The organism is Nitratireductor aquibiodomus, assembly GCF_900105565.1.
In the GTDB taxonomy this organism is placed as follows: domain Bacteria; phylum Pseudomonadota; class Alphaproteobacteria; order Rhizobiales; family Rhizobiaceae; genus Nitratireductor; species Nitratireductor aquibiodomus.
The window spans coordinates 1,818,010-1,841,650 of the sequence record NZ_FNSL01000001.1 but is presented as its reverse complement, the minus strand read 5'-3'; the positions used below and the strand labels follow the sequence as shown (position 1 = coordinate 1,841,650).

The 23,641-nt window shown below is 61.2% G+C and carries 26 protein-coding genes and 1 riboswitch; of the genes, 12 read left to right on the top strand and 14 right to left on the bottom strand.

The genetic code is table 11. From position 1 onward, the window contains the following. Positions 1–62: 62 nt before the first annotated feature. Positions 63–359 carry a 50S ribosomal protein L28 gene (gene rpmB, locus BLW55_RS08705; RefSeq protein WP_007010112.1) on the bottom strand — a complete coding sequence of 99 codons (297 nt, stop codon included), beginning with the start codon at positions 357–359 and terminating at the stop codon, positions 63–65. A 254-nt stretch (positions 360–613) separates the two neighbouring features. Between rpmB and BLW55_RS08700 the strand changes: the two genes are divergently transcribed. Continuing rightward, a complete protein-coding gene (locus BLW55_RS08700; protein WP_244509161.1) occupies positions 614–1,378 on the top strand; it encodes a DUF3108 domain-containing protein in 765 nt (254 codons plus the stop codon). A gap of 24 nt (positions 1,379–1,402) precedes the next feature. Further along, positions 1,403–2,293, top strand: coding sequence for an aromatic amino acid exporter YddG (yddG, locus tag BLW55_RS08695; RefSeq protein ID WP_090328274.1), 891 nt, complete (start codon positions 1,403–1,405; stop codon positions 2,291–2,293). A gap of 2 nt (positions 2,294–2,295) precedes the next feature. Here the strand turns inward: yddG and gloB are convergent, their stop codons facing one another. Next, entirely contained in the window at positions 2,296–3,063 is a 768-nt protein-coding gene (gene gloB / locus BLW55_RS08690; RefSeq protein WP_090328272.1) for a hydroxyacylglutathione hydrolase, read from the bottom strand. A 104-nt stretch (positions 3,064–3,167) separates the two neighbouring features. Here gloB and BLW55_RS08685 point away from each other — a divergent pair, with 104 nt between their 5' ends. From BLW55_RS08685 to BLW55_RS08675, 3 genes are all read left to right on the top strand, one after another. After that, positions 3,168–3,932 carry a class I SAM-dependent methyltransferase gene (locus BLW55_RS08685; RefSeq protein ID WP_007010108.1) on the top strand — a complete coding sequence of 255 codons (765 nt, stop codon included), beginning with the start codon at positions 3,168–3,170 and terminating at the stop codon, positions 3,930–3,932. Between the two features lie 3 nt (positions 3,933–3,935). Beyond that, on the top strand, positions 3,936–5,003 hold the full coding sequence (locus BLW55_RS08680; protein ID WP_090328269.1) for an NAD(P)H-dependent flavin oxidoreductase: 1,068 nt from the start codon (positions 3,936–3,938) through the stop codon (positions 5,001–5,003). Positions 5,004–5,085: 82 nt separating this feature from the next. Then, complete coding sequence (locus BLW55_RS08675; protein ID WP_007010106.1) at positions 5,086–5,412, top strand: DUF1330 domain-containing protein; 327 nt, start codon at positions 5,086–5,088, stop codon at positions 5,410–5,412. 30 nt (positions 5,413–5,442) lie between these two features. Here BLW55_RS08675 and BLW55_RS08670 read toward each other — a convergent pair whose 3' ends face one another. Next, complete coding sequence (locus BLW55_RS08670) at positions 5,443–6,408, bottom strand: omptin family outer membrane protease (RefSeq protein ID WP_090328267.1); 966 nt, start codon at positions 6,406–6,408, stop codon at positions 5,443–5,445. 244 nt (positions 6,409–6,652) lie between these two features. Then, entirely contained in the window at positions 6,653–7,573 is a 921-nt protein-coding gene (gene metA / locus BLW55_RS08665; RefSeq protein WP_007010104.1) for a homoserine O-acetyltransferase MetA, read from the bottom strand. Positions 7,574–7,626: 53 nt separating this feature from the next. After that, positions 7,627–7,704: riboswitch (SAM riboswitch) on the bottom strand. A 118-nt stretch (positions 7,705–7,822) separates the two neighbouring features. On the opposite strand from metA, the gene hisC reads away from it, so the two are divergent. Continuing rightward, entirely contained in the window at positions 7,823–8,923 is a 1,101-nt protein-coding gene (gene hisC / locus BLW55_RS08660) for a histidinol-phosphate transaminase (RefSeq protein WP_090328264.1), read from the top strand. 3 nt (positions 8,924–8,926) lie between these two features. Next, on the top strand, positions 8,927–9,862 hold the full coding sequence (locus BLW55_RS08655; protein ID WP_090328261.1) for a prephenate/arogenate dehydrogenase family protein: 936 nt from the start codon (positions 8,927–8,929) through the stop codon (positions 9,860–9,862). Between the two features lie 3 nt (positions 9,863–9,865). On the opposite strand, the gene BLW55_RS08650 is transcribed toward BLW55_RS08655, so the two are convergent. Next, positions 9,866–10,861, bottom strand: coding sequence for a DUF2125 domain-containing protein (locus BLW55_RS08650; RefSeq protein WP_090328257.1), 996 nt, complete (start codon positions 10,859–10,861; stop codon positions 9,866–9,868). 75 nt (positions 10,862–10,936) lie between these two features. On the opposite strand from BLW55_RS08650, the gene BLW55_RS08645 reads away from it, so the two are divergent. After that, the gene (locus BLW55_RS08645; protein ID WP_007010101.1) at positions 10,937–11,470 is read left to right on the top strand and encodes a gamma-glutamylcyclotransferase; all 534 of its coding nucleotides are present in this window, start codon (positions 10,937–10,939) and stop codon (positions 11,468–11,470) included. 18 nt (positions 11,471–11,488) lie between these two features. Here the strand turns inward: BLW55_RS08645 and BLW55_RS08640 are convergent, their stop codons facing one another. The 4 genes from BLW55_RS08640 to ftsE form a co-directional block, all read right to left on the bottom strand. Continuing rightward, positions 11,489–12,277: a lysophospholipid acyltransferase family protein gene (locus BLW55_RS08640; protein ID WP_090328254.1), complete on the bottom strand. Its 789-nt coding sequence runs from the start codon at positions 12,275–12,277 to the stop codon at positions 11,489–11,491. A 70-nt stretch (positions 12,278–12,347) separates the two neighbouring features. Beyond that, positions 12,348–12,995: a YdcF family protein gene (locus tag BLW55_RS08635; protein ID WP_007010099.1), complete on the bottom strand. Its 648-nt coding sequence runs from the start codon at positions 12,993–12,995 to the stop codon at positions 12,348–12,350. A 150-nt stretch (positions 12,996–13,145) separates the two neighbouring features. Beyond that, a complete protein-coding gene (locus BLW55_RS08630; RefSeq protein ID WP_090328252.1) occupies positions 13,146–14,135 on the bottom strand; it encodes a cell division protein FtsX in 990 nt (329 codons plus the stop codon). After that, positions 14,128–14,787, bottom strand: a complete 660-nt coding sequence (gene ftsE, locus BLW55_RS08625; protein WP_007010097.1) for a cell division ATP-binding protein FtsE — start codon at positions 14,785–14,787, stop codon at positions 14,128–14,130. Before ftsE ends, BLW55_RS08630 begins: the two co-directional genes overlap by 8 nt. Positions 14,788–14,939: 152 nt before the next feature. On the opposite strand from ftsE, the gene BLW55_RS08620 reads away from it, so the two are divergent. The 3 genes from BLW55_RS08620 (at position 14,940) to BLW55_RS08610 (ending at position 16,619) form a co-directional block, all read left to right on the top strand. Then, a complete protein-coding gene (locus BLW55_RS08620; RefSeq protein WP_007010096.1) occupies positions 14,940–15,572 on the top strand; it encodes a hypothetical protein in 633 nt (210 codons plus the stop codon). Positions 15,573–15,639: 67 nt separating this feature from the next. Further along, positions 15,640–16,182, top strand: coding sequence for a hypoxanthine phosphoribosyltransferase (gene hpt / locus BLW55_RS08615; RefSeq protein ID WP_007010095.1), 543 nt, complete (start codon positions 15,640–15,642; stop codon positions 16,180–16,182). Positions 16,183–16,253: 71 nt separating this feature from the next. Next, positions 16,254–16,619, top strand: a complete 366-nt coding sequence (locus tag BLW55_RS08610; protein ID WP_007010094.1) for a response regulator — start codon at positions 16,254–16,256, stop codon at positions 16,617–16,619. A 38-nt stretch (positions 16,620–16,657) separates the two neighbouring features. Here the strand turns inward: BLW55_RS08610 and BLW55_RS08605 are convergent, their stop codons facing one another. The 4 genes from BLW55_RS08605 to argH all read right to left on the bottom strand — a co-directional run bounded on the left by BLW55_RS08605 (position 16,658) and on the right by argH (position 22,367). Then, on the bottom strand, positions 16,658–19,237 hold the full coding sequence (locus BLW55_RS08605; RefSeq protein WP_090328249.1) for a TIGR02302 family protein: 2,580 nt from the start codon (positions 19,235–19,237) through the stop codon (positions 16,658–16,660). Between the two features lie 122 nt (positions 19,238–19,359). Beyond that, complete coding sequence (gene lysA, locus BLW55_RS08600; RefSeq protein WP_090328246.1) at positions 19,360–20,631, bottom strand: diaminopimelate decarboxylase; 1,272 nt, start codon at positions 20,629–20,631, stop codon at positions 19,360–19,362. Positions 20,632–20,705: 74 nt separating this feature from the next. Next, positions 20,706–20,909 carry an LPS translocon maturation chaperone LptM gene (gene lptM / locus BLW55_RS08595; RefSeq protein ID WP_007010092.1) on the bottom strand — a complete coding sequence of 68 codons (204 nt, stop codon included), beginning with the start codon at positions 20,907–20,909 and terminating at the stop codon, positions 20,706–20,708. A gap of 36 nt (positions 20,910–20,945) precedes the next feature. Continuing rightward, the gene (gene argH, locus BLW55_RS08590) at positions 20,946–22,367 is read right to left on the bottom strand and encodes an argininosuccinate lyase (RefSeq protein ID WP_040665461.1); all 1,422 of its coding nucleotides are present in this window, start codon (positions 22,365–22,367) and stop codon (positions 20,946–20,948) included. Between the two features lie 32 nt (positions 22,368–22,399). On the opposite strand from argH, the gene tlpA reads away from it, so the two are divergent. Next, positions 22,400–23,080 carry a thiol:disulfide interchange protein TlpA gene (tlpA, locus tag BLW55_RS08585; protein WP_090328245.1) on the top strand — a complete coding sequence of 227 codons (681 nt, stop codon included), beginning with the start codon at positions 22,400–22,402 and terminating at the stop codon, positions 23,078–23,080. Between the two features lie 66 nt (positions 23,081–23,146). Here tlpA and BLW55_RS08580 read toward each other — a convergent pair whose 3' ends face one another. Then, positions 23,147–23,503 (bottom strand): 6-pyruvoyl trahydropterin synthase family protein, encoded by a 357-nt coding sequence (locus BLW55_RS08580; RefSeq protein WP_007010089.1) that lies wholly within the window; start codon positions 23,501–23,503, stop codon positions 23,147–23,149. Between the last annotated feature and the right edge of the window lie 138 nt (positions 23,504–23,641).

Here is a 23,641-nt window from a genome sequence, read left to right as displayed (position 1 = left end):
GCGCGGCCATGGCGGGCCGATGAATTTTATTGCCGGGCCGCAGCCATGCTGCGGCAGATGCCTCAGGCCGCGGCTTGCTCAGCGATCTTCTTCTCGACCTGCTTCTTGAGCAGACGAGCGCGCTGGGAAAGCTCGTTGGCTTTCGCCTTGACGAGAAACGCGTCGAGACCGCCGCGGTGCTCAACCGTGCGCAGGGCATTGGCGGAAACGCGCAGGCGCACGTTCTGGCCGAGAGCCTCGGACTGAAGCGTTACATGGCACAGATTGGGCAGAAAGCGACGACGCGTCTTGTTGTTCGCGTGGCTCACATTGTTGCCGGTCATTACGGCTTTGCCGGTCAGTTCGCAGGCGCGGGACATTTTTCAAACCTTCATCGTCTTGGCCCGTCCATACCCAACTGCCGCACCTGAAACTGGCGGCGCGCGGTCGGTTGTTGGCGGCCTTATGGAAAAAGTTGCCGTTCCATAGAGATATTTGGCGTGTGGGTCAAGCACCCTGCGACGCGGTTCGGACAATCTCCATGGCCCTTTTCCAAAGATTTGCCTTATTATTCTTCTTTAGGCAAGGGGAGGGACGCGCCGGCTTGCCGGCATGCTGGAGGGCACGGCTCGTGATGCGGTGTGCAGCTACTCGTTTTTCTCTCGCAATCGCCCTGCTGGCTTTGGCGGGAAGTGCCCGCGCGGAGAGCGAGACCCATCGCTTTCGCTACAGTGCGTCGCTGTTTGGCATTCCCATTGGAAAGGCAGATTTCACAAGCCGGCTCGAAGAGAGCCGCTTCGAGGTGTCGGGCCGCTTTGCGAGCGCGGGTGTGGCCCGTCTTTTTGACAGGACAGATGGGACCGTGAGTTCCAAAGGCCGGCTTTCCGGGAGGTCTGTTGTGCCGTCTTCCTACGAGCTGGCCTATGTCAGCGGCGAGAAACGGGAGACGACGTCAATCCGCTACAGCAAGGGGCAGGTTGTCAAAACGGTCATAACCCCGAAGCCGAAGAAACGCGGCAAGGACTGGATCGCCGTGTCGAAAGAGGACCTGGCCGGTGCTCTCGATCCCCTGTCCGCGCTCCTCTCGCCGGCGCAGAATGCGGCGGATGTCTGCAATCGCCGGTTCAGGGTTTTCGACGGTGAGATGCGGGCTGACATTGTGTTTTCGCCGGCTGCGAAGGGCGAACACATTGGCAGGGACCTTGTCACCTGCAAGGCGCGTTTCATTCCGGTGTCGGGTTATCGAAAGGGGCGTTCCACAATCGCTTTCCTGCGGGACAGGGCTCGTATATTGGTTGCTTTCAAACCGCTTGGCACGCGTGGTCATCACACGCCCGTTCAGGCGCGGATCGGAACCAAGATTGGCACGGTCCATATTGAGGGCTGGCCGGTCGATTGAGGCGTTTCGCCCGGGGAGGGGACTTTGGCACGTGCCACGCTGATCGGCTTTACGGCTGTCATCATGTGGGCGCTTCTGGCGCTTTTTACCGCTGGTTCAGGGGCGGTCCCGCCATTTCTTCTTTCTGCCCTTTCCTTTTCGGTGGCGACGCTGATTGGCCTCGTCATGCGGATTGCAGCGCCACCAGCCGGGCTAGCGGAGCCTGTTCCGCCTGTGGTCTGGCTCATCGGTATCGCCGGGCTTTTCGGTTATCACTTCTTCTACTTCACGGCACTGCGCAATGCGCCGGCGGTGGAAGCGAGCCTGATCGCCTATCTCTGGCCCCTGCTGATCGTGCTGGGCTCCGCGCTAATGCCGGGAGAAAGGCTCGGCTGGCACCACATTGCGGGCGCGCTTCTGGGGCTCGCCGGAACGGCGCTGATCATCACCAAGGGTGGCGGGTTCAGTTTTGAAAGCCGCTATGCACTGGGCTACGCGGCGGCGGGAGCCTGTGCCCTGTTCTGGTCCGGTTATTCGCTTCTGTCGCGGCGGTTTCAGGCCGTGCCAACCAGCATTGTCACCTGGTTCTGCGCGGCAACGGCGATCCTTTCAGCGCTTTGCCATGTGGGACTGGAAGAGACGGTGTGGCCGGTCTCCACGACTGAATGGCTCAACGTGCTCGGCCTCGGTCTCATGCCGGTTGGTGCGGCGTTCTATGCCTGGGATTATGGGGTCAAACGCGGCAACATTCAGGTTCTGGGTGCAGCAAGCTACGCCGCGCCGCTCCTTTCGACGCTGATCCTGATTGCCGCCGGTGCTGCCGAGCCGACAGCAAACATCATCGCTGCCTGTCTCCTGATCACATTCGGTGCGGCACTTGCGGCGAAGAACATGATCCTGAGGCCGCGCGGGCGTGAGGCAGACGCGGCATCGTAGAATCAGGAGATATCCTTGCGCTTCCTGATTTCGGCGAAGACGGCCTCGTCGCTCGCGTCTTCCATGCCGAGATTGCGGCGGATTACCGGGTCGTGCCAGCGCAGGAACGGGTTGGTGGCCATCTCCCTGCCGACGGTGGTCGGCAGTGTGGGCCTGCCTTCGCTGCGAAGACGGGAGATTTCCTTTGCGCGCTCCCTGAGCGCCGAGTTGGTCGGGTCAACGGTCAGGGCGAAGCGGGCATTGGTTTCCGTATATTCATGGCCGCAATAGACGATCGTTTCCAGGGGGAGTGCGGCGAGCTTCTTCAGTGAAGCGAGCATGACGGGCGGTTTGCACTCGAAAAGGCGGCCGCAGCCGAGTGCAAACAGCGTGTCGGCAGTGAACACGATCCCAGATTCGGCGAAGTGATAACTCACATGCCCGGCCGTATGCCCCGGTGTCTCGATCACCGTCGCGCCCTGTTTTCCGACCGAAACCGTGTCGCCTTCGCTCACCGTGCGATCTATGCCGGGAATGCGATCGGCTTCCGCTGCCGGACCCGTGATGGTGAGGCCAAAGCGTTCCTTGAGGGCGAGGTTCGCCTCCACATGGTCCGGGTGGTGATGGGTGGTGAGGATCATTGTCGGGCGCCAGCCGGTGCGCTCGACGGCGGACAGGATGGCGCGTTCTTCCGGCGCGTCGATGAGGGCTGTCTCGCCCGTCTCCGTGTCATGGACCAGAATGCCGAAATTGTCGCTCCGGCACATAAACTGCTCGATCTTCAAGGCCATGAATCTCTCCGTTGTCGGCTGGACGATAGGGCGAGGGCGGCGGCTTGTCACGCCGGGTGCGACAATTCTTGCCGGTGTCGTGGAAGGGGGGTACCGTCACAGCCATGATTTCGGACATTGTTGCGCTTCGCGCCTTCTACTCTTCTCTGCTTGGTCGCCTGGCCGAGCGTTCCCTCGCGATGGCGCTGTCGTCCATCTGGTCGAAAAGCACCAGTGAACGGCTGGTGGGTCTTGGCTACACACTGCCCTGGCTCGACCGTTTCGGCGCAGATGCGGAGCGCGCATTTGCCTTCATGCCGGCCATGCAGGGGGCGGTGCCGTGGCCGGCGGGGCAAGCCTCAACCACAGCGCTGGTGTTTGAAGAGGAACTGCCACTCCCCGACTCCTCCGTGGATCGGGTTCTCATGGTTCATGCGCTGGAGCACACGGAAAATCCGCAGCAGGCGCTGCTGGAGATATGGCGTGTTCTTGCGCCCGGTGGCCGCCTTGTGATCGCAGTGCCGAATCGGCGCGGCATGTGGGCGCGTTTCGAAAACACCCCCTTCGGCACCGGTCGGCCCTATTCCCGCACGCAGCTGGCCGAGGCGCTGCGCGAAGCGAACTTTACCGCGACGGCCTGGGGCGACGCCCTGCATTTTCCACCCTCCGAGCGGCGCTTTGTCCTGCGGCTTCATCAATTGCTGGAACAGGCCGGACGGCGCTTCTGGCCGATTTTCGCCGGCGTTCTGGTGGTGGAGGCTGAAAAGCGTCTCTACCAGGGGCTGCCGGTGACAGCCCGCGCATCGCGTCGTGTCTTCGTGCCGGTGCTTTCACCGCAGGGCGCAACGCGCGTCGGCGCCCTCAGGCGCAATCAGGAAAGGGAGTGCTGATCAATGGCGATGGATACCCGGATTACCGAACTTTTTGACATTGAACTTCCGATCCTGCTTGCGCCGATGGCGGGGTCTGCCGGATCGGAGCTCGCGATTGCGGTCTGTGAGGCAGGCGGGCTCGGCTCGCTGCCCTGCGCTCTGCTCACGCCGGAAAAAATCCGCACGGAAATGGGCATTATACGTCAGCGCACCGACAGGCCGGTCAATCTGAATTTCTTCTGCCATGTGCCACCCACGCCCGATGCGGAGCGGGAAGCGGCGTGGCGTGAGCGCCTGCGGCCCTATTATTCCGAGTTTGGAATCGATCCGGATGCCGCACCTCCCGGGGCTGGGCGCAATCCTTTCAACGAAGAAAGCTGTGCCATCGTGGAAGAATTCCGACCGGAGGTGGTGAGCTTCCATTTTGGCCTGCCGGACGCTGCGCTGATGCAGCGCGTTCGTTCGACCGGCGCGAAGATCATTGCTTCCGCCACGACCGTCGCCGAGGCGCGCTTTCTTGAAGAGAATGGCTGCCACGCGATCATCGCCCAGGGGGCGGAAGCCGGCGGGCATCGAGGCGTATTTCTCGAACCGGACATCGCCACACAGCCCGGCACACTGGCGCTGGTGCCGCAGGTGGTTGATGCGGTCTCCGTGCCGGTCATTGCTGCGGGCGGAATCTCGGATGGCCGCGCGGTTGCCGCGTGTTTCATGCTTGGGGCATCCGCCGTTCAGGTCGGGACGGCCTATCTGCAATCGCCGGAAGCGCTCACCAGCCCCGGCCACCGCGATGCGCTTGCGCTTGCGCGCGATGACCGCACGGTTCTGACCAATGTCTTCACGGGCCGGCCTGCCCGCGGTCTCCTGAACCGCTTCGTCAGTGAGGTGGGTCCGGTGAGCGACAGGGCTCCAGCGTTTCCGCTGGCCACAGCGGCGGTGGGGCCACTGCGTGCCGCTGCCGAGAAGGCGGGGGTGAGCGATTTTTCGCCGCTCTGGGCGGGTCAGGCAGCACCGCTCGCCGTTCCGATGCCGGCGGGCGAACTGACCGCCAAACTGGCCCGTGATGCCGAAACGCTTCTTCGAGGATAGCGTTTACCTCAGGGGTAATTGGTTTCATTCGGAAGGCGCTGCAATATGCTCTCAAACAGTGTTTGAGAGAAGGACTTCGCACATGCCAGCCTACGCCATCGGTCATCTTCGCAATGTCGTCATGGGTCCGGCCATCGTCGAATATCTGGAGCGTATCGATGAAACGCTCGAGCCGTTCGGCGGGCATTTCATTATCCACGGTGCGCTGCCGGACGTGAAGGAAGGAAACTGGGAGGGCGACCTGATCGTGATCGCCTTTCCAGATCGCGGGAAGGCCGATGCCTGGTATGCCTCGCCGGCTTATCAGGCCATCAAGACCCTGCGCAGCGACAACTCGGACGGCCAGATCCTGTTGATCGACGGTGTCGACGCCGACCATAGAGCAAGCGATATTCTGTCTGCAGCATGAGGGCGGCGAAGCTTGTCTTACCCGAACACCTCAGAACTTCATCTTGAAGCCACCGGAGATTGTGACGGCGCGGAACTCGAGACCGCCACCATCCTGAAATGCCCCAACCGGCGCGCCGGAAGCGATTTCGGAAATCCGCACATCGCCGATTTTATGGAAATGTTGCTCGAAATTTCCGGCGACAAACAGATTGGCGTTTTTGGTGAGGTTATATTCTACCCGCCCGGAAAGAGAAACGAACGGCAGGGTGCCAAAATCACCGTTGAAACGCACGTCACGCGACCAGTGGTGGTCTTCATCCTCGACTTTGAAGTTGAGGCCCCCGCGCGCCTGGAGGGAGAAGGTCCAGCCTTTGTGCCTTGCGGTGGCTTCTGCCCCCAGGAAGACGCCCGGAAATTTCTGCTGATAGGAGATGCCACGCTCACTGTCGCGGAAGTTTCCTATATCGTCACGGAAGCCATTTTCGCTATAGACAAATGAACCGCCGAAAGTAGTCCATTTGACGTCTGTATATTTGAAACCACCATGCAGATTGAGGGTCAGCGAATCCCTGATCTCAAAATCACGCCCGAGTGCGATATCGCCGGTGAAATAATGGTTTAGCTCCGTATCGGGGTGAATCGAGCGATCGCTCCAGTCGTTGAAGGCATAGCTGGGCGATGCATCGAGCCAGTCATAGTCCTCCATTCGGCTTTTCCCGGATATGCCCACTGTCGCGCTTGCCGCCAGCGTCCACGGGCCGGCAAAACGCGCATGCAAACTCCCAGTCAGAACGGGCGCCTCGCTCTCCCAGAAAAGCGCGCTGACGCGATTTCCAGCAGAGTCGTACACGATCTCTTCAGCCCGGAGAAATGTGTAGCCCACGCCTCCGATGAAGGTGGCTTCACGGTCGCGCGATGCCAACTCTAACCTGTTTGGGACCGAGAGGTCGGCTGCAGGCGCCAACGTCGGCAGAACTGAAAACAAAAATATCGCTGAAATGAAAGACTTGCGCATCGTTTGGAATCCACTGTCAAAATTAAGAGTCGCTAAAAAAATGTAAATAAAGGCACTTCAATATATTTTTTAATGTAATTTTGTTTTATGAAATAATAAGTTGTATTATGAGCCGTATCTCCTTTCTCCCCGAAATCGTTTTGGGGCATTTGCCAATCAGCTTGGCTGAAGGCGAGATCGCGCGGAGGCTAGAGTACCCGCATTTGTGCGGACGTCAGGTGATTCCACCTGACTGCAAAATGCCCTAGCGCCGGCCGATCTCTTCCAGGTCATAGGGCGTGGACTGGTACACCTGGTTGATCCAGTTGCCGAAGAGCAGATGCGCATGGGAACGCCAGCGGTTGAGAGGCGGGCGGCTGGGATCGTTGTCCGGGTAGTAGCCATGCGGTATGGCAACCTCGGTCCCCGTTGCAACATCGCGGTCATACTCCTCCTTGAGCGAGGTGGAATCGTATTCGATGTGGTTGAACATGTAGAGCCGGTTGCCTGTCTCTTCCGTCAGGAGGCAGGGGCCGGTTACGTCCGATTCCATGAGCACCTGGAGGCCTTTGTCGGCGGGAATGTCGGCAGAGCGGACCTCGGTCCAGCGCGAGACGGGGATGGCGAAATCGTCCGAGAAGCCGGCGAGGAAGGGAGAGGCGGGCGCATTGTTGCGGTGCCTGAAGACGCCAAAAGCCTTCTTCTCGAGCGTGTATTTGGGAACGCGGTGGAAATGCCAGGCAGCCGCCATGGCACCCCAGCAGATATAAAAGGATGAGTGGACGTTGGTCAGCGTCCAGTCCAGAATCTGCTCCAGTTCCTTCCAGTAGGTGACTTCCTCGAACGGGAGAAGCTCAATCGGCGCACCGGTGATGATGAAGCCGTCGAACTTGCGGTCACGCACTTCCTCCCAGGTCTGGTAGAAGGATATAAGGTGTTCTTCCGGCGTGTTCTTGGCACGGTGGTTGCCGATGCGCACGAGGGTCAGTTCCACCTGAAGGGGCGAAGCGCCGATCAGCCGGGCAAACTGGGTTTCGGTGCGGATTTTGTTGGGCATGAGGTTGAGGAGCCCGATCTGTAGCGGGCGGACGTCCTGCCGCAGCGCTGTCTGCTCGTCCATCACGGACACACCTTCACGCACGAGAACATCGCGGGCGGGAAGCTGGTCGGGGATCTTGATCGGCATTGTTTTGCTCCAACAAAAAAGACCGGTGGCGAAATCGCGACCGGTCTCAGCAAATTCTGCTTCGCTCGGCCTTTTAGCGAATTGTTTTACGTGGCTGCAAGCCGACCGGCCAAATCACCACGAGTGAAGGTCTTTATTTAGGATGGTGTTTTCTTTGCGTCAATCGCTGTCATGGGCTAAAGCAACGGACGGATTTTCTCCGCAGGGTCGAGGATCCGACTAACCGTTTCCCAAAAACAGGACCATTCAATGAGCACGTCCGTCCGTCCCGAACCGAAGCCCGGTGTCATGGATATCGCCGCCTATGTGCCCGGCCGCGAGAGCGCGCCATGTGCGACGAAGGTGTGGAAGCTCTCCTCGAACGAATCTCCGCTCGGGCCCTCGCCCGCGGCGGTCGAGGCGATTTCCAAAGCGATGGGGCATCTGGAGCTTTATCCGGACGGATCGGCAACCAAACTGCGCAATGCCATTGCGGAGACGCATGGGCTGAACCCGGCCAATATTCTTTGCTCCAACGGGTCCGATGAGCTTCTTGGCCTGCTCGCGCAGACCTATATCAAGCCCGGCGACGAGGCGATTTTCACCGAGCACGGGTTTCTTGTCTACCGCATCCAGACGCTGGCGGCCGGTGGCACGCCGGTGGTGGTGAAGGAAGACAAGGAGCGCGCGGATGTCGACGCAATCCTTGCGGCGGTGACGGAAAAAACGCGCATCGTGTTCCTTGCTAACCCGAACAACCCGACTGGCACTTACATTCCGGTGGACGAAGTGCGCCGCCTGCAGGCAGGCCTGCCGAAGACGGCGCTTCTGGTGCTGGATGCTGCCTACGCCGAATATGTGCGCCGCAACGATTACGAATCCGGCATCGAACTCGTCTCTTCGAGCGAAAACGTCGTGATGACGCGGACCTTCTCCAAAATCCACGGCATGGCGGCGCTGCGCATCGGCTGGATGTACGCACCGGCGCATGTGGTGGATGCGGTGAACCGCGTGCGCGGTCCCTTCAATGTCAATGCGCTGGCCATCGAGGCGGGTGCGGCGGCGATCCGCGACAAGGCGCATGTGGAACGGGCCGTTGCGTACAACGAGACCTGGAGTGCCTGGTTGGTCGAGGAGCTTGGCAAGCTCGGCCTGAGGGTCACGCCCAGCGTTGGCAATTTCCTGCTGATCCATTTTCCCGAGAATGGCGGCAAGTCGGCAGCGGATGCGGACGCCTTCCTTGGGACGCGCGGTTATGTGCTGCGCCGGGTTGTGCCCTATGGCTTCCCCAACGCGCTGCGTCTGACTGTCGGCCCCGAAGAGGCCAATCGCGGCGTCGTTGCCGCGCTCAAGGAATTCATGGAAAGCTGAGTTGTGCCTGAACCACTTTTTGACAAGGTCGCGCTGGTCGGCATCGGCCTGATCGGTTCGTCGCTTGCGCGGGCCGTCAGGCATGGCGGTCTTGCGACCATCATTGCCATTTCAAGTCGCAGTGAGAAGACGCTGGCCAGAGCCCGCGAACTTGGGCTGGGCGATGTCTATGAGCAGGATGCGGCCGAAGCTGTGCGGGACGCCGATCTGGTTATCGTCTCGGTTCCCGTCGGAGCCTCGGGCGCGGTCGCAAAGGCCATCGCTGCAGGGTTGAAACCTGGGGCGATTGTCACGGATGTCGGCTCGACCAAGGCGTCTGTGATTGCGCAGATGCAGCCGCATCTGCCTGACAGCGTGCATTTCATCCCGGGTCACCCGATCGCGGGTACCGAAGATTCCGGTCCGGATGCCGGTTTTGCGGATCTGTTCGAGGGGCGCTGGTGCATTCTCACGCCGCTGCCGGATACGGATGTGGACGCGCTGGCACGTCTGTCAGCCTTCTGGGAAGGCTGTGGCGCGATGGTGGACCGGATGGATCCTGAACATCATGACATGGTGCTGGCCATCGTTTCGCATCTGCCGCATATAATCGCCTACAACATCGTGGGCACGGCGGACGATTTGGAGGCGGTCACGAAGTCGGAAGTCATCAAATACTCGGCCTCCGGTTTCCGCGATTTCACACGTCTGGCAGCCTCCGACCCGACAATGTGGCGCGATGTGTGCCTGCACAACAGCGATGCGATCCTGGAGATGCTGGCCCGCTTTTCCGAAGACCTCTCCGCTCTCCAGCGTGCAATCCGGTGGGGCGACGGAGAGAAACTCTTCGAAATGTTCACCCGGACACGGGCGATCCGGCGGTCCATCATCGAGGCAGGTCAGGATATCGACGTGCCGGACTTTGGCCGACACGCGCTGGCGCACCCCGAAAAGCCGTAAGCCTCATCTTACGGGCGGAATGCTCCCGAGTGGCAGGAAGCCGACGAAGACGCGACCCTGGCGGATGTTCACCGCCAATCTCGGTGCCGCACCGAGATTGGCGAGCCCGGCCGTGATTCCGGCGATCTCATCGCGCTTGTCAGGCACGATCTGGCCAACAAGCTGCGCGATTCTCTGAGGCTCGTTGACCGTCACGCGTAGCTCGGCATCGATCAGGCCGTTTTCGGCTATCCTGATCGGCCCCTTGACGGTGAGGCCCGCATTTCCGCCTGCGATCTTAAGGTTAAGGTTTTCAATGGTGCCCGAACGGCCGCGCAGTTCCGGCACGCTTGTGCTGGCCAGTGCCACACCATCATCCAGAGTGACGAGCAATTCACCGTCGATGGCCGGTATCGCGGTGCCGTTTGTGAGCCCCGGATCGATGGTCAGGGCCTGCGCAATCAGGGCGAGGTCCAGATCAGTCCCGTTTTGACGCGTGTGGGCCTGAATGTTGCCAGCGCGGGCTATTGGCTGACGGTTGTCATCATCAAGCGTCAGAACAACGTTCTTTGCTTCACTGGATAGACGCTCCGGCAGGCTGGCCGTGAGGCGTGCGCTGATGCGCATGTTCTCCCAGTCGGCTTCAATGGCGGGAAGATAGGGCGTTGCGATGCGGGCAGGCGCGTCCAGCTCGCCCACCGTGCGCATTGGCTGATAGACCTGTGCGGCGGAACGGAACGCGCCGGCGCTTACGGACATGCCGTTTTCGGCATCCTCATAAAAGACGCTGCGGCAGAACAGACCTATGCGGAAAGGATAGCCGCGGGCTGTCGGCTCCTCGCAATTGGCGCGCTGGTGGCCGGCGTTCAGGTCCTCGATCGCAGTGATCGTGCGCTGTTCCAGCGTGTCGGCGGCATAGAACCATGCGCCCGTATAGGCAAGGATCACCAAAACGATGAAAAGCGCGAAGAGAAAGAATCGGCGGCTGAAACTGCGTTTGGCGCGTTTTCTTGACGGCATGAGGTCCTCCGGTTAACCCGTTCGCCTCCAGTGATGGCGAGACGGCAACACCCTTTCAAGCATTGGGCAGGCGATATGGACGATTTTTGGGTCTTTGGCTATGGATCGCTGATGTGGCGGCCGGGTTTTGCGCATGTGGAGACCCGCAAAGCCAGACTATATGGCTATCGCCGCGCTCTGTGCATCCACTCGCATGTGCACCGTGGGACGCCGGATCGACCGGGTCTGGTGCTGGGGCTTGACCGGGGCGGGTCGTGCCTTGGCCTCGCTTTCCGTGTGCCGGGCGAGCTTGAAATGGAAGTGGTCGACTATCTGCGCGAACGGGAACTTGTCACGAATGTCTATCTGGAGCGCCGCGTCGGAATCCGTCTGGTAGACGGTGCTTCCGTAACGGCGCTGACCTATGTGGTCGACCGCAGTCACGGCCAGTATGCGGGCAGCCTCGATGTCGATCATGCCGCGCGGCAGGTCAGCGCATCGGTCGGGCAATCGGGCCCGAATGTGGACTATGTGCGCAACACCGTGGAACACCTGAAAGCACTCGGCATCCGCGACCACTGGCTGGAAGCCGTGGCTGCGCGCATTGGCCAGACGGACAATGCCCTCTAAGTGACCCGGGTTTCTGCCTTAGCCTTGCAGGACGCCCAGTTCTCGCAGGCGCCTGCGGGCGGTATCGGGAAGGGGCGGCGGGTTGGATGAGGTTGCGGCTTCCACCAGCATCTCGTCGCAGGCTGCCTCGGTTTCGCTGACCAGTCGCTTCTGAAATTCTTCGCGGGAGAGGCCCGGTTCGATGGGCGGCAGGAAGCGGGCGCGAATGATGCCTGGATGACGCAGGAACTTGCGCCGGGGCCAGAAGAGCCCTGCGGCGTGTGCAACCGGAACCACCGGAACGCCCAGCTGGGCATAGAGTTCGACGATGCCATATTTGTAGGCCGGCTCGGCGCCCGGCGGCCGGCGCGTGCCTTCCGGATAGATGATGAGCTGCCGGTTGCTCTTCATCAGTTCATGCGCCGATTTCACGGCCTGTTTCAGCGCTTTGGTGCGGCTGCCACGGTCGATCGGAATCATACGCATCTTGGCCACATACCAGCCGAAAAACGGAATCCAGACCAGTTCGCGTTTCAGAATGTAGAGCGCGTCGGGAATGTTCGGCAGAAAGGCGATCGTATCCCAGAACGACTGGTGCTTCGGGGCAATGATGCAGGGTCCGTCGGGCAGGTTTTCCAGGCCCCTTATCTCCGAGCGGGCACCCGTGATCACCCTTTGCAGCCAAAGGCTGGAGGCGGCCCAGAATTTTGGCACGAACCAGGCCTTCTTGCGCGGCAGCAGAAAGAAAACCGGTGTCCAGAACAGCATCTGAACGATGAGGTTCAGATAGAAGGCGGCATTGAAAACGGCGGAGCGGATAAAGAGCATGAACTTGGCCCGTTGGGTGTCTTGCGAGGCTCTTACATCAACCGGACGGCGAGGCAAAGCTGCGGAGGGGTCAGTCGCTGTGTGCGCTTGCTTTCTTAAGCTCCGAGGGGCCATTTATGCCAGCGTTGCGGGGAAGTGGGATAACCTCGCGAACGAGCGCGCCGACATACTTCGCATATTCGGTTGCGAGCACCCGGAGCGCATCGGGTTTTGCAAGCCAGGCGCCATTGTCGAGCGGTGTGTTGACCACGGGATAAGGATAGAGCTTTGAATTGGGCAGAAGCCGCTGCATCTCGAGAAGGCTGCGCGGCATGTGATAGTTGTTGGTCACGAGGATGATGCTGTCATAGGCGTTTGCCTGCACCCATTTGGCGCTTTCCTCGGCATTTCCGATCGTGTCAAGTGCTGCATGATCGATATCGACGCAGCAGTCGAAAAGGGCGGCCTCGCTGCCGGTCGCGATGCGGAGGTCGTCGGCCCGCGCGACGGGATTCACGCCGCTTATCAGCAGCCGTTTTCCTTTGCCGGCCTTGAGCAGGTTCACGGCGGCGTCGATGCGTGACTGACCTCCTGTCAGCACGATGATGCCGTCGGCATCGTCGACATCACGCGGGGCTGAAAGGTGGCCGATATGGTCGGCAAATAACCCGAAACCGGCAATGAAGATGAAGCCGCCGACAACACACACCAGCAATGAAAGCCGGACCAGACGGCGCATGCCAAAGTGCCTGCCGCGTTGCGGAGGCTTTCCCGGGCCGTCGAGGCCATGCTGGCGCTCTTGCTTCATGGTGCGATGGTTAGCCGTAAATTACGGCAATGGATAGTCGGCGGGCCGTTGGTGAACAAGACAATCGCCGTTTTTGTATCGTTACATGCTGTCGGGGTGGGTGCTGTCGACACTCTTCAGATAGGATAGAACGGTGACATGCGTGGTCGCTGCCGTCAGTACGGCAATGACGATGACGATGGCACCAACCCCGATATACCCCGAGGGACCTATGGCGAAGTTGCCGAACAGGGCGGTGGCCTGATCGGCTTCAGGCGTCGCCATGTTGCGGGAAGACCACCAGTAGAAACCAATAAAAACGAGGATCGCTCCGATCCCGCCGGCGGCGGCACCCTTCATGCCCGCCAGCAGGAAGTGGCGTCGGAACTGAGAGGCGATGAACGGCGCTTCCGCCCCCACGAAATGCAGAACTTCGATGATGTGGCCGTTTCCGGCCATCGCGCCGCGGGTGGCAAAAATAACGGTCAGGGCGGTGGCGGAAAGCATGAGCACCAGCGCCGACATGCCGATGGTGACTGTCGTGCGCGCCATGGCGACCAGCCGGTCAACCCAGGTGCGATGATCGTCCAGCGTCGCATTGGCGACGGTCTCCTGCAGTTCGGCGCGCATGCCGGCAAAGTCAGGGCGGGACAGAGGATCTACGGTGACGATGACGAGCCGCGGCACGGGCAGGCTGTCGATGTCGAGGCCCGTGCCGAGCCATGGTTCCAGAAGGCGGGCGGTGGCCTGCGCATCGACGATGCTGGCATCGAGCACGCCGGAATAACTGGCCGCGATGTCGCGAGCCTGGGCGAGGGCGGCGGTCATATCGAGCCCTTCCTCGGGCTTGATCTGGATGGTCGCTTCGCGGGCGATCTGCGTCTGCCAGGTTGCCGCCGTGTCGCGCACGAGGGTTACTGCGCCCAGAGTCAGGCAGGACAGGAAGGTCATGATGGCGATGACCAGAACCATGGCGCGGCCAGCCACATTGTCCGGCGGGACGATGGGCATCTGTTTGCGTGAGACTGCATCGCGCGCGCCTGAACTGAGACGTGCGCCGAGATTTTTCAGAAGGCGTCTGGTTTCAGTCATAGATTTCCAGCCTCCCGCCGGACAACACCATGCGGCGCGCATCCACCTGGTCCATCAGGCCGAGATCATGGGTGGCGATGACAACGGCGGTGCCGAGCCGGTTCAGTTCGATGAGGAGGCGCAACAGGCGGCGGGCAAGCTGCGGATCGACATTGCCTGTCGGCTCATCTGCGAGAAGAATGCGCGGCTGCTCTATGAGCGCGCGGGCGATGGCTGCACGCTGCTTCTCGCCGCCCGAAAGGATGGGGGGCAGAACATGCATGCGCTCCCCGAGCCCGACCCATTTCAATAGTTCGATCACGTCGCTGCGATAGGTGGCTTCTTCACGGCCGCGCACGCGCAGCGGGAGCGCGACATTCTCGTAGGTCGTGAGATGATCGAGCAGGCGGAAATCCTGAAACACGACGCCGATGTTCCGGCGCAGGAGCGGCAGCTCCGTACGTGTGATCGCAGAGCGGTCCTTGCCGAAAATCGTGATCAGGCCGCGTGTCGGCTTGAGTGACATGAAGAGCAGGCGCAGCAGTGTTGTCTTGCCCGCACCCGAGGGGCCGCTCAGAAACTGAAACGAACGCTCGGGCAAATGGAAAGAGACATCGCGGAGAATCTCCGGACCCATCCCATATCTATGGCCGACATTTTCAAATCGAATCACGAGGAACCTGCGTTCTGTGAGTGGCGGACGCTGCCTGGACGCATGCTGCCAGACCATCAACCCGCATGGTTAATAGCAAGTTAACTCTTGCTTGATATGCGTGATGTCCATGTACCCCGGAACGGTGGATCACGAAAGGACAGTCTGCCTGCATGAGGCACTCTGACAGCGCACGCCCCGTTTCGGGCGAAATCATGATGCCTGACCGGGTGCGCGCGGCGCAGTCCCGGACCATCGAGGCGTGCAATGCAGTGGATGCGGACTTCGAGACGGTCGTGTCTGCAGGAGGGGCCACCCCGGCTGCGGGATCAGCACCGGCGGCGGAAAGGGCCCTCACAGGCCTCGACATGCTCAAACCGGGCCGCCGCATCCAGTCCGTGAAATCCCCTCGTGCAGGACCGTTGTTCTGGGCGTTTGGAGCGGTGATCACTGCAGGGGCTTTCTGGATATCCGGCGGTCACAGCCTTGTTCGGGGCATGGATGTTTCCAGGGTCGAAAACCCAGAACAGGTTCTCCGGCTTGTTGATGTCACATCGCGGGTGGAGCGGCAGGGGGGCAATGCCCTGCTCATCGTCGACGGCGCTGCGCTCAACGGTGGCGATGGGCTTGTCGCGCTGCCGCCGATCTCGATCAACGTTCTGACGGAAAACGGCTCGACAACACGCTATTTTTTGGGGACAAACGACCAGCATCTCGGTCCCGGCGCGCGCTTTCCCTTCTCGAGCCGGCTTGTCGCGCCTAGGGAAGGGGTCAAGTCCGTCTCTGTGACGTTTCACGCGTCGTAGGTCATCTGGTTTATGCGTTCCGGACAGCAAGTGCTGCCGGAAGTGCCCTGACAGGAGTTCGCCGCCCATGCCTGTTGTTCGCGGCAAGGAAATCGAGGTTTTGTTTTCTGCCTCGACCATCGCCAGGCGCAATCTGGAACTCGCCAAGGACATCGCTTCGCGCGAGTATGACGATCTTCTGGTCATTTCCGTTCTCAAAGGGTCGTTTATCTTTGCGGCGGACCTGATCCGCGCAATGCACGATGTCGGCATTTCGCCGGAAGTGGAGTTCATCATGATCTCCAGTTATGGCGCCGGCACCGAAAGCGGCGAGATCAAGGTGCTGCGTGACATCGACAACGATGTCAGCGGCCGTGACGTTCTGCTCATCGATGACATTCTGGAATCGGGCAAAACCCTGAAGCACACCCGGGAACTGATGCTCTCGCGGGGCGCAAAGTCTGTTTCCATCGCGGTGCTGCTCGACAAGCATTCGCGGCGGCAGACGGAGGTCGATGCCGAATTCGTTGGCTTCGAATGCCCTGACTATTTCGTGGTCGGCTATGGAATGGACGTGGCCCATGCCTTCCGCGAACTGCCTTTTGTCGGCGTCGTGAAGGGCGATGCCTGAGCGGCGGTATTTTAGACAAGTGAAGGCTGGCTCGTTTACCGAAGCGTAATCGGATGGGGCGAAAACAGGCCATGGCTAAGCTTTTGATCGTTGAGGACGATGAGTCCGTCCGTACTTTTACCGCCCGGGCACTGAGTGCCGCCGGTCACACCGTGGAAACCGCGGGTGACGGCCTTGAGGGGCTTGAGAAGATCAGCGCCACGGCCGGCGATTATGATCTCGTTCTTTCGGACATCCGTATGCCGGCGATGGACGGTATCGAGATGGCGCGTGCCGTGGCCGACGCGTTTCCCGGTCTCCGACTACTTCTGATGACCGGCTATGCGGATCAGCGCGAGCGTGCCGTGGAACTGGAAGGCACGGTTTCCGGTGTCGTGAACAAGCCATTCACGCTGAGTGAGCTGCGCCAGCGCGTTGGCGAGGCACTGGCCGCCTGATGCCCGCGCTGTAACGGTCAGCGCCCCTTCACTGGGGCTCACTGCATATCGAGCAGCCGTTCCAGATATTCTTTTTCAAGCGCGGGGCTCAGGGCATCGCCGAGGCGTTTGCGGATTGCTTCGAGAATGCGGCGCGCGCGCTGCGTATCAATTTCATCCGGCACCTCGACCGAATCGCCGAAATCGGGGCCCGTGGTCGACTGCGGGCGGCCGAGCGGGTCGCGTCCGTTGTTGCCCTGCCGATAACCCTGATCGCCACCGCCCTGCTCGCCGCGCATGGCCTGCTGCAACTGGTTCATCATGTCCTGCGCGCCGCGCCGCAGTGCTTCCAGCGCGCGGCCCTGCTCACCGACGGCCTGTTCGCCTTCGCCTTCGCCGAGCGCGCCTTCGGCTTCTCCCATGGCTTCGCCGGCTTCGCCAAATCCTTCTCCGGGTTGAATGCCGAGCCCCTCAAGCCCCTGCATGAGACTTTCGAGGTCCTGCCGAAGCGTGCCCTGACCCTGCTGTAAACCGCGCATGGCATCGGCGAATTCCTGAGGTGACATGCCCTGACCCTCGCCAGGTTGCTGACCCTCGCCAGGTTGCTGACCCTGGCCGGGCTGATCCTGTCCCTGCTGACCCCGTTCGCCCTGCTCCCCCTGCTGTCCGCGCTGCATCTGGTCCATGCGGAAGGTCTCGTTCATCAGTTCCTGCTGGCGCCGCATCAGATTGCCGAGCTCGTCCATCTGCTGGCGCATCTCCGATTGCTGGTTGCCGGACTGCCCCTGCTGCGAGCGCCCCGCCTGCAGATTGTTCATCATGTTTTCGAGCTGGGAGAGAAGCTCGCGGGCCTGATCACGCGCGCCGGACTTGGCCAGTTCCTCGATCTGATCGAGCATGCGGTCCAGATCGTTCTGGCTTAGCATCTGGCCGTTCTCCGGCAGTTGCTGGGCCATGTTGGGGTTCTGCTGTGCACGCTCAGCAAACTCACGCAGGAACTCCTGCATGGCGCTGCGCAATTCGTCCATCAGGCGGGCGATCTCTTCGTCGCTCGCACCTTCCTCAAGCGCCTTCTTCAATGCTTCCTGTGCCTGCCGGAGGCGTTTCTCGGCGGCCGTCAGATCGCCGTCCTCGATGATGAGTGCAATTTCCCACAGGTAGTCGACGACATCGCGGAGCTGGTCATCGGTCCGGGCTGTCTTGAGCCTTGAACGCGCGGCGGAGACCCCAAGAAACTGCGACAGGTCCTTCAGCGTTTCTTCGGGCCATGTCATGACGGCATCCATCATGGCCAGCACGCGCGGTTTCCTGGTCGCGTCGAGTGCCAGCGTGCGCCGCTGCTCGATGAGAGCCTTGGCGAGAGGATTGGTGAAGGTTCGCTCGGGCAGCGCGAACACCTTCGCTTCGCTCTTTGCTTTCTGCCCCGCGTCGTCAACGGCACGCAGGATCATCTTTACCGAACTGCCGGCCCAGGGGTGTTCTGTCAGGTCGCGCGAGGTTTTCGCGGCGATTGTGCGGCCATCGCGGCGGGGCAGCGTCAGGGGCAGGTCGGGCGCTTCGTAAAGGGGGCGGGCGTTCGGGGCTTCATAGGTCTGCTGGAAGATCGCCTGTGCCTCCGCGGGGCCGTAGTCGTCTTCGATTTCATAGGCGAGTTCCAAAGCGCCACTCACAGCCCGTTTCGGCTCCTCGGCAAATCGGATGTCCGGCGGGCTGTCGGGCGTTACGGAGAAAAGCCAGCTTTCGATTTCCTGGCCGTCACGCTTCAGGACCAGTTTTCCGTCTTCGTTCAATGTGCCGGCGAAGCGCCGGGCGGCGGTGTCTGCCGAGAGGGCCTCGCTCTGTGATGCACCTTCGGGTGCGATCGGGGTCTCGGTATCGCTCGAATCGAGGAAGGACAGGGTTTCGCTTCCCGAGCCACCGGTTACCCGCAGAGCGAGTATGCTGCCCTGCGGAACGGTGAAGCTCTTCGTCTCCCGGTTTGCCTCTGCTGTGAGATAGACCGGTGCACGACGGGTATAGGTCGGCGGGGTGACCCAGGCATCAATGCGCGGTGGGACGATTTCGGCACCGCCATGCGCCCGGAACGCATCCATGACGCTGCCACCATAGGGGCCGGTGGAGAACGTCGCGGCAATCACCAGGAGCAGGGCGGCGGCGGCGCGCAGGCCCCACGGATCTTTTTCCGGCACCCCGGTTTTGGGCAGGTCGCCATGAAGATTGTCGAGCCTGCCCGCCATGCGTTTCTGGTGCTCTTTCCAGAGCGCTTCGGCAAAACCGTCGCGATTTCCGGCGAGCCGGTCGGACTGGACTGCGACAGGTTGATGCGCCAGCTGATTTGCACGTTCGATGCGTCTGTCGATCTCAGAAGGGCCGGGACGGCGGAAACGACGAAGGGGCCATAATGACGCAAGGCCCAGCAGCCCAAGAACAGCGATCACGCCGTAACGGGCCGCGTCGGGCATAAGGCGGAAGAGACCCAGCCATGAAATGCTGAGAAACAGGCTGATAAGGACGAGGAGTGGCAGAATGAGCGGCCAGAGGCGCTCCAGCACCATGACGAGGCGCGTGGCAAACCGGGTGCGGGCGAGCCGGGAAAAGCGACTGCCTGTGCGCTCATGCCTTGAAGTTGTTTCAGCCATAGACGCTCTCAGCACGGTGCCGTAGCGCACGTGAATCGCACGCCCTGTCGTTCACAAGGATAGCAGCAAACCGGGCGAAGGCGAGGCGGCACGCGAAATTGTGATCCGCGCGCCCTGCGATTTCAGTCTGTCAGCCAGTCGGGTATCGAATCAAGTTCGATAAGCTCTTCGTGGCTGGGGCGGGCCCGGATCACATGGAACCGGTCGCCGTTGACGAGCACTTCGGGCACCAGTGGGCGCGAATTATAGGTGCTCGCCTGGACAGCGCCATAAGCACCCGCGGAGCCTATGGCGATGAGATCGCCAGCCTTGAGTGCGGGGAGCCTGCGGTCCAGCGCGAGATAGTCACCCGTCTCGCAGACCGGGCCCACCACGTCGGCAACCATGGTTCCCGCATCCTGCCGCGCTTCGGCAACCGGCCTGATCGAATGGAAGGCTTCATAGAGCGTGGGGCGGATGAGGTCGTTCATCGCCGCGTCCACGATGACGAAGTTCTTCGCTTCGCCTTCTTTCACATAAACCACTTCCGACACGAGGATGCCGGCATTGGCGGCGATCAGGCGGCCGGGCTCGAGCATGACCTTCAGGCCGAGTTTCTTCATGTGCTTGCGCACGACCTCGGCATAGGCGTCGGGCAGGGGCGGCTGGTCGCCATCCTCCGCGTAGGGAACGCCAAGGCCGCCGCCGAGATCCACATGCTCGATGGCGTGGCCGTCGGCGCGCAGGGTTTCGGTCAGCTCCGTCAGCAGAGCGAAAGCATCGTCAAAGGGCTGCAACTCGGTGATCTGGCTGCCGATATGCATGTCGATGCCGGACACTTTCAGGCCCGGAAGCTCGGCGGCCTGCGCATAGGCGGCGCGGGCATCCTTCCAGCCGATGCCGAACTTGTTCTCGGCCTTGCCGGTGGAGATTTTCCTGTGCGTTTTCGCGTCGACATCCGGGTTGATGCGCAGCGAGACATTGGCCGTCAGCCCCAGCGTGGTGGCGCGGGACGAGAGCTGTTCAAGCTCGGGCATCGATTCGACGTTGAAGCAGAGAATGCCGGCCTGGAGCGCGAAGTCCATTTCGCGCGCGGTCTTGCCGACACCGGAAAACAGGATCTTGCTGGCAGGCACGCCGGCGGCCAGCGCGCGGCGCAGCTCGCCTTCGGAGACCACATCCATGCCGGCGCCGAGGCGGGCGAGCGTGGTTAGCACGGCCTGGTTGGAATTTGCCTTCATGGCGTAGCAGACGAGCGAATCCAGCCCCTCGAAGGCTTCCGAGAAGACACGGTAATGACGCGTCAGCGTTGCCGTGGAATAGCAGTAGAACGGGGTGCCGACGGCTTCCGCGATGGCGGGCACCGACACGTCTTCGGCGTGCAGGACGCCGTCACGATACTCGAAATGATTCACGGCAGGATACTTTCGGCTGGGCGATTGGACGCGGGGTTGCGCCGCCGCGCGGCGCAGGCCCTTTTGGCTCTGTTCTAGAGAAGACCATCGAGAATGAAGGGACGATCCTCAACCGGTTTCTCCGGCGCCGGCGGCACGGGCTGGTCGTTGCGTTCTGCTTCCTTGCGTGCATCCAATGCCGCCTCGTAAGGCGAATCAAGCGGAGCCTTGCGCCCGCAGGCGGCAAGGCCAAGCGCGAGGCCGAGCATGACAAGGGTGAGCGTGCGGCGGGCCGTCATGAGCGTTCCATTCCTCGAAAGTGCGTGCGCTGCGTTTTAGCGCTTTTTGGCGGGCGTTGCATCCCGTTTCAGGCGTTTCTTCCAGTAACGGATCTGACGGCGCACTTCCGAAGGTGCCGTTCCGCCATAGGAGGTACGGCTTTTCACGGAATTGCCGACCGACAGCACCGAGAAAACGCCATCGTGAATGGCCGGGTTGATCGCCTGAAGGTCTTCCAGCGCAAGTTTTTCAAGCCCGCACTTCTTTTCCTCGGCGAGCGCCACGGCGCGGCCCGTCACGTGATGCGCCTCGCGGAACGGCAGGCCCGCTTCACGCACCAGCCAGTCGGCAAGGTCGGTGGCGGTGGAGAAGCCGGCTCCGGCGGCCTTCTTCATGGCGGTGGTGTTGACCTCCATGTCACCGACCATGCCGGTCATCGCGGCCAGCATCAGGTCGAGTGTTTCGGCAGCGTCGAAGACGGCTTCCTTGTCTTCCTGCATGTCCTTGGAATAAGCGAGCGGCAGGCCCTTCATCACCGTCAGCAGCGCGATCAGGTCGCCATTGATGCGGCCGGTCTTGGCGCGGATCAGCTCGGCGGCGTCCGGGTTCTTCTTCTGCGGCATGATCGAGGAGCCGGTGGAGAAGGAATCAGACAGGCGCACGAAGCCGAACTGCGGCGTCGACCAGATGACGATTTCCTCGGCCAGCCGGGAAAGATGCGTGGCGCAGATGGCTGAGATCGACATGAATTCAAGGGCGAAATCGCGATCCGAGACGGTATCGATGGAGTTGCGTGTCGGCTCGCGGAAGCCGAGCGCCTCCGCCGTCATGTGGCGGTCGACCGGGAAGCCCGTGCCGGCAAGGGCAGCCACGCCGATCGGGCTCTCATCCAGCCGCTCAATGGCGTCGCGCACGCGCGAACGGTCGCGGCCAAACATTTCGACATAGGCCATCATGTGATGGCCGAACGTCACCGGCTGCGCCGACTGGAGATGCGTGAAGCCCGGCATCACGCTGGCGGCGTGCTCTTCGGCACGGGTGAGGAACGCTTCGATCAGGCCGCCAAGCGCGGCATCGATGCGCTGCAGCTCTTCCTTGACCCAGAGACGGAAGTCGAGTGCCACCTGGTCGTTGCGCGAGCGCGCGGTGTGCAGGCGCCCGGCAGTGGGGCCGATCAGCTCTGCCAGGCGTGCCTCGACATTCATGTGAATGTCTTCGAGCTGTGCCGAGAAGGTGAATTTGCCGGCCTCGATCTCTGACAGGATCGTGTTCAGCCCGTGAACGATCTTTTTTTCGTCTTCCGCCGAAATTATGCCAGTCTTCGCCAGCATTGCGGCATGGGCCAGACTGCCGCGGATGTCCTGGGCGTAGAGCTTCCTGTCGAAGCCGATGGATGCGTTGATCGCCTCCATGACGGCATCGGGTCCTGAGGCAAAACGTCCACCCCACATGCGGTTGCTGGCTTGGTCTTCGCTCATCATGATAACCGGGCGCTAGTGTGGAAAGAAGAATGTCGAAGCAGAAACAAAAATTCCCGGCACTCCGTCTGGTCGTCCTGGCTGTCGCTGCGGGCGCCATCGCGGGTGCGATTGCGGTATACGTGAAGGGCGGGCTGGATGGCAACATGGCGGCGACGCCGATTGTCGCTGAAGCCGACAACGCAGCCTGTTCTGCAAAGCAGGTAAAGGCCAAAGCGGTGGGCGATGCGGCAACAGGGCATGTCGCGGCGATGCTCGCAGCCGACCCGCCGCGTTCGCTCAAAACTCTGAGCTTCAACGGGCCCGATGGAGAAGCGATGACCGTCGCTGACTTTTCGGGCCGGGTTATGCTGATGAACCTGTGGGCCACCTGGTGCACGCCATGCCGGGAGGAAATGCCGGCGCTGGATGCACTGCAGTCAGCAAAGGGGTCGGACGCATTCGAAGTCGTGGCGGTGAATGTCGATCGTGGCGATGATGAAAAGCCCACCACCTTTCTTCAAGAGACAGGCATTGAAGCCCTGGGCTACTACCGTGATGCCTCGATGAAGATTTTCAACGACCTTAAAAGCCAGGGGCTGGCGCTCGGTTTGCCGGTCACGCTGCTAATCGGTGAAGACGGATGCCTGCTTGCGCACATGAACGGTCCGGCGGAGTGGGGCAGTTCGGACGCTGAGCGGTTGATCGACGCTGCTCTTGCAGAACCGCAATAAACTCAATCGGGGAGCCATGGCTCCCCGAAGCGATATTATTGGCCATGCGAGGACGGCGAGGGCCCGTCAGGCAGCTTTGGCCGGCTGATAAACACAGCCTTCCGCCTGGCCCTCGGCGCCGCGCTTCAGTTCGACACGTTGAAGGGCAGGGGATTTCTCGGCCAGCCTGTCGTAAATCCACTTGGCAAGGTTCTCGAGCGACGGCACGGAAAGGCCTTCGATATCGTTCAGGTAGGTATGATCGAGAATTTTGTGAATCTCGTCGATCTGCTTCTCTACTTCGTAAAGATTGGCAGCCCAGCCAAAGACCGGGTCCGGCTCGCCGACGAGATGGACGGAGACCTTGAAGGAATGGCCGTGGAGGCCGGAATATGGCTCCAGCTTATGCGCTGCCTCGAAGGTGAATTCCTTGTACGTTTCCACTTCCTAAACCCCTGATCTGCAAATACATTTGTTGGTTCTGGGTGCTTTTTCTCCCGCGTTGCATCGCATTGGGAGAGATCTGGACTCACGACCGTTATGCGAGCCGGCCTGTCTATTGTATAGTCCTTTTGGCTTAGA

Excerpts from the sequence above, each read along its gene's own strand:
- lptM (WP_007010092.1), bottom strand. The coding sequence starts at position 20,909 with ATGACGGCCCGCCGCACGCTCACCCTTGTCATGCTCGGCCTCGCGCTT.
- BLW55_RS08610 (WP_007010094.1), top strand. The coding sequence starts at position 16,254 with ATGGCTAAGCTTTTGATCGTTGAGGACGATGAGTCCGTCCGTACTTTT.
- hisC (WP_090328264.1), top strand. The coding sequence starts at position 7,823 with ATGAGCACGTCCGTCCGTCCCGAACCGAAGCCCGGTGTCATGGATATC.
- hpt (WP_007010095.1), top strand. The coding sequence starts at position 15,640 with ATGCCTGTTGTTCGCGGCAAGGAAATCGAGGTTTTGTTTTCTGCCTCG.
- BLW55_RS08670 (WP_090328267.1), bottom strand. The coding sequence starts at position 6,408 with ATGCGCAAGTCTTTCATTTCAGCGATATTTTTGTTTTCAGTTCTGCCG.
- BLW55_RS08700 (WP_244509161.1), top strand. The coding sequence starts at position 614 with ATGCGGTGTGCAGCTACTCGTTTTTCTCTCGCAATCGCCCTGCTGGCT.
- BLW55_RS08635 (WP_007010099.1), bottom strand. The coding sequence starts at position 12,995 with ATGCGCCGTCTGGTCCGGCTTTCATTGCTGGTGTGTGTTGTCGGCGGC.
- tlpA (WP_090328245.1), top strand. The coding sequence starts at position 22,400 with ATGTCGAAGCAGAAACAAAAATTCCCGGCACTCCGTCTGGTCGTCCTG.
- BLW55_RS08630 (WP_090328252.1), bottom strand. The coding sequence starts at position 14,135 with ATGACTGAAACCAGACGCCTTCTGAAAAATCTCGGCGCACGTCTCAGT.
- BLW55_RS08640 (WP_090328254.1), bottom strand. The coding sequence starts at position 12,277 with ATGCTCTTTATCCGCTCCGCCGTTTTCAATGCCGCCTTCTATCTGAAC.
- BLW55_RS08685 (WP_007010108.1), top strand. The coding sequence starts at position 3,168 with ATGATTTCGGACATTGTTGCGCTTCGCGCCTTCTACTCTTCTCTGCTT.
- rpmB (WP_007010112.1), bottom strand. The coding sequence starts at position 359 with ATGTCCCGCGCCTGCGAACTGACCGGCAAAGCCGTAATGACCGGCAAC.
- metA (WP_007010104.1), bottom strand. The coding sequence starts at position 7,573 with ATGCCGATCAAGATCCCCGACCAGCTTCCCGCCCGCGATGTTCTCGTG.
- gloB (WP_090328272.1), bottom strand. The coding sequence starts at position 3,063 with ATGGCCTTGAAGATCGAGCAGTTTATGTGCCGGAGCGACAATTTCGGC.
- BLW55_RS08650 (WP_090328257.1), bottom strand. The coding sequence starts at position 10,861 with ATGCCGTCAAGAAAACGCGCCAAACGCAGTTTCAGCCGCCGATTCTTT.
- BLW55_RS08680 (WP_090328269.1), top strand. The coding sequence starts at position 3,936 with ATGGCGATGGATACCCGGATTACCGAACTTTTTGACATTGAACTTCCG.
- BLW55_RS08605 (WP_090328249.1), bottom strand. The coding sequence starts at position 19,237 with ATGGCTGAAACAACTTCAAGGCATGAGCGCACAGGCAGTCGCTTTTCC.
- argH (WP_040665461.1), bottom strand. The coding sequence starts at position 22,367 with ATGAGCGAAGACCAAGCCAGCAACCGCATGTGGGGTGGACGTTTTGCC.
- BLW55_RS08620 (WP_007010096.1), top strand. The coding sequence starts at position 14,940 with ATGAGGCACTCTGACAGCGCACGCCCCGTTTCGGGCGAAATCATGATG.
- BLW55_RS08675 (WP_007010106.1), top strand. The coding sequence starts at position 5,086 with ATGCCAGCCTACGCCATCGGTCATCTTCGCAATGTCGTCATGGGTCCG.
- BLW55_RS08645 (WP_007010101.1), top strand. The coding sequence starts at position 10,937 with ATGGACGATTTTTGGGTCTTTGGCTATGGATCGCTGATGTGGCGGCCG.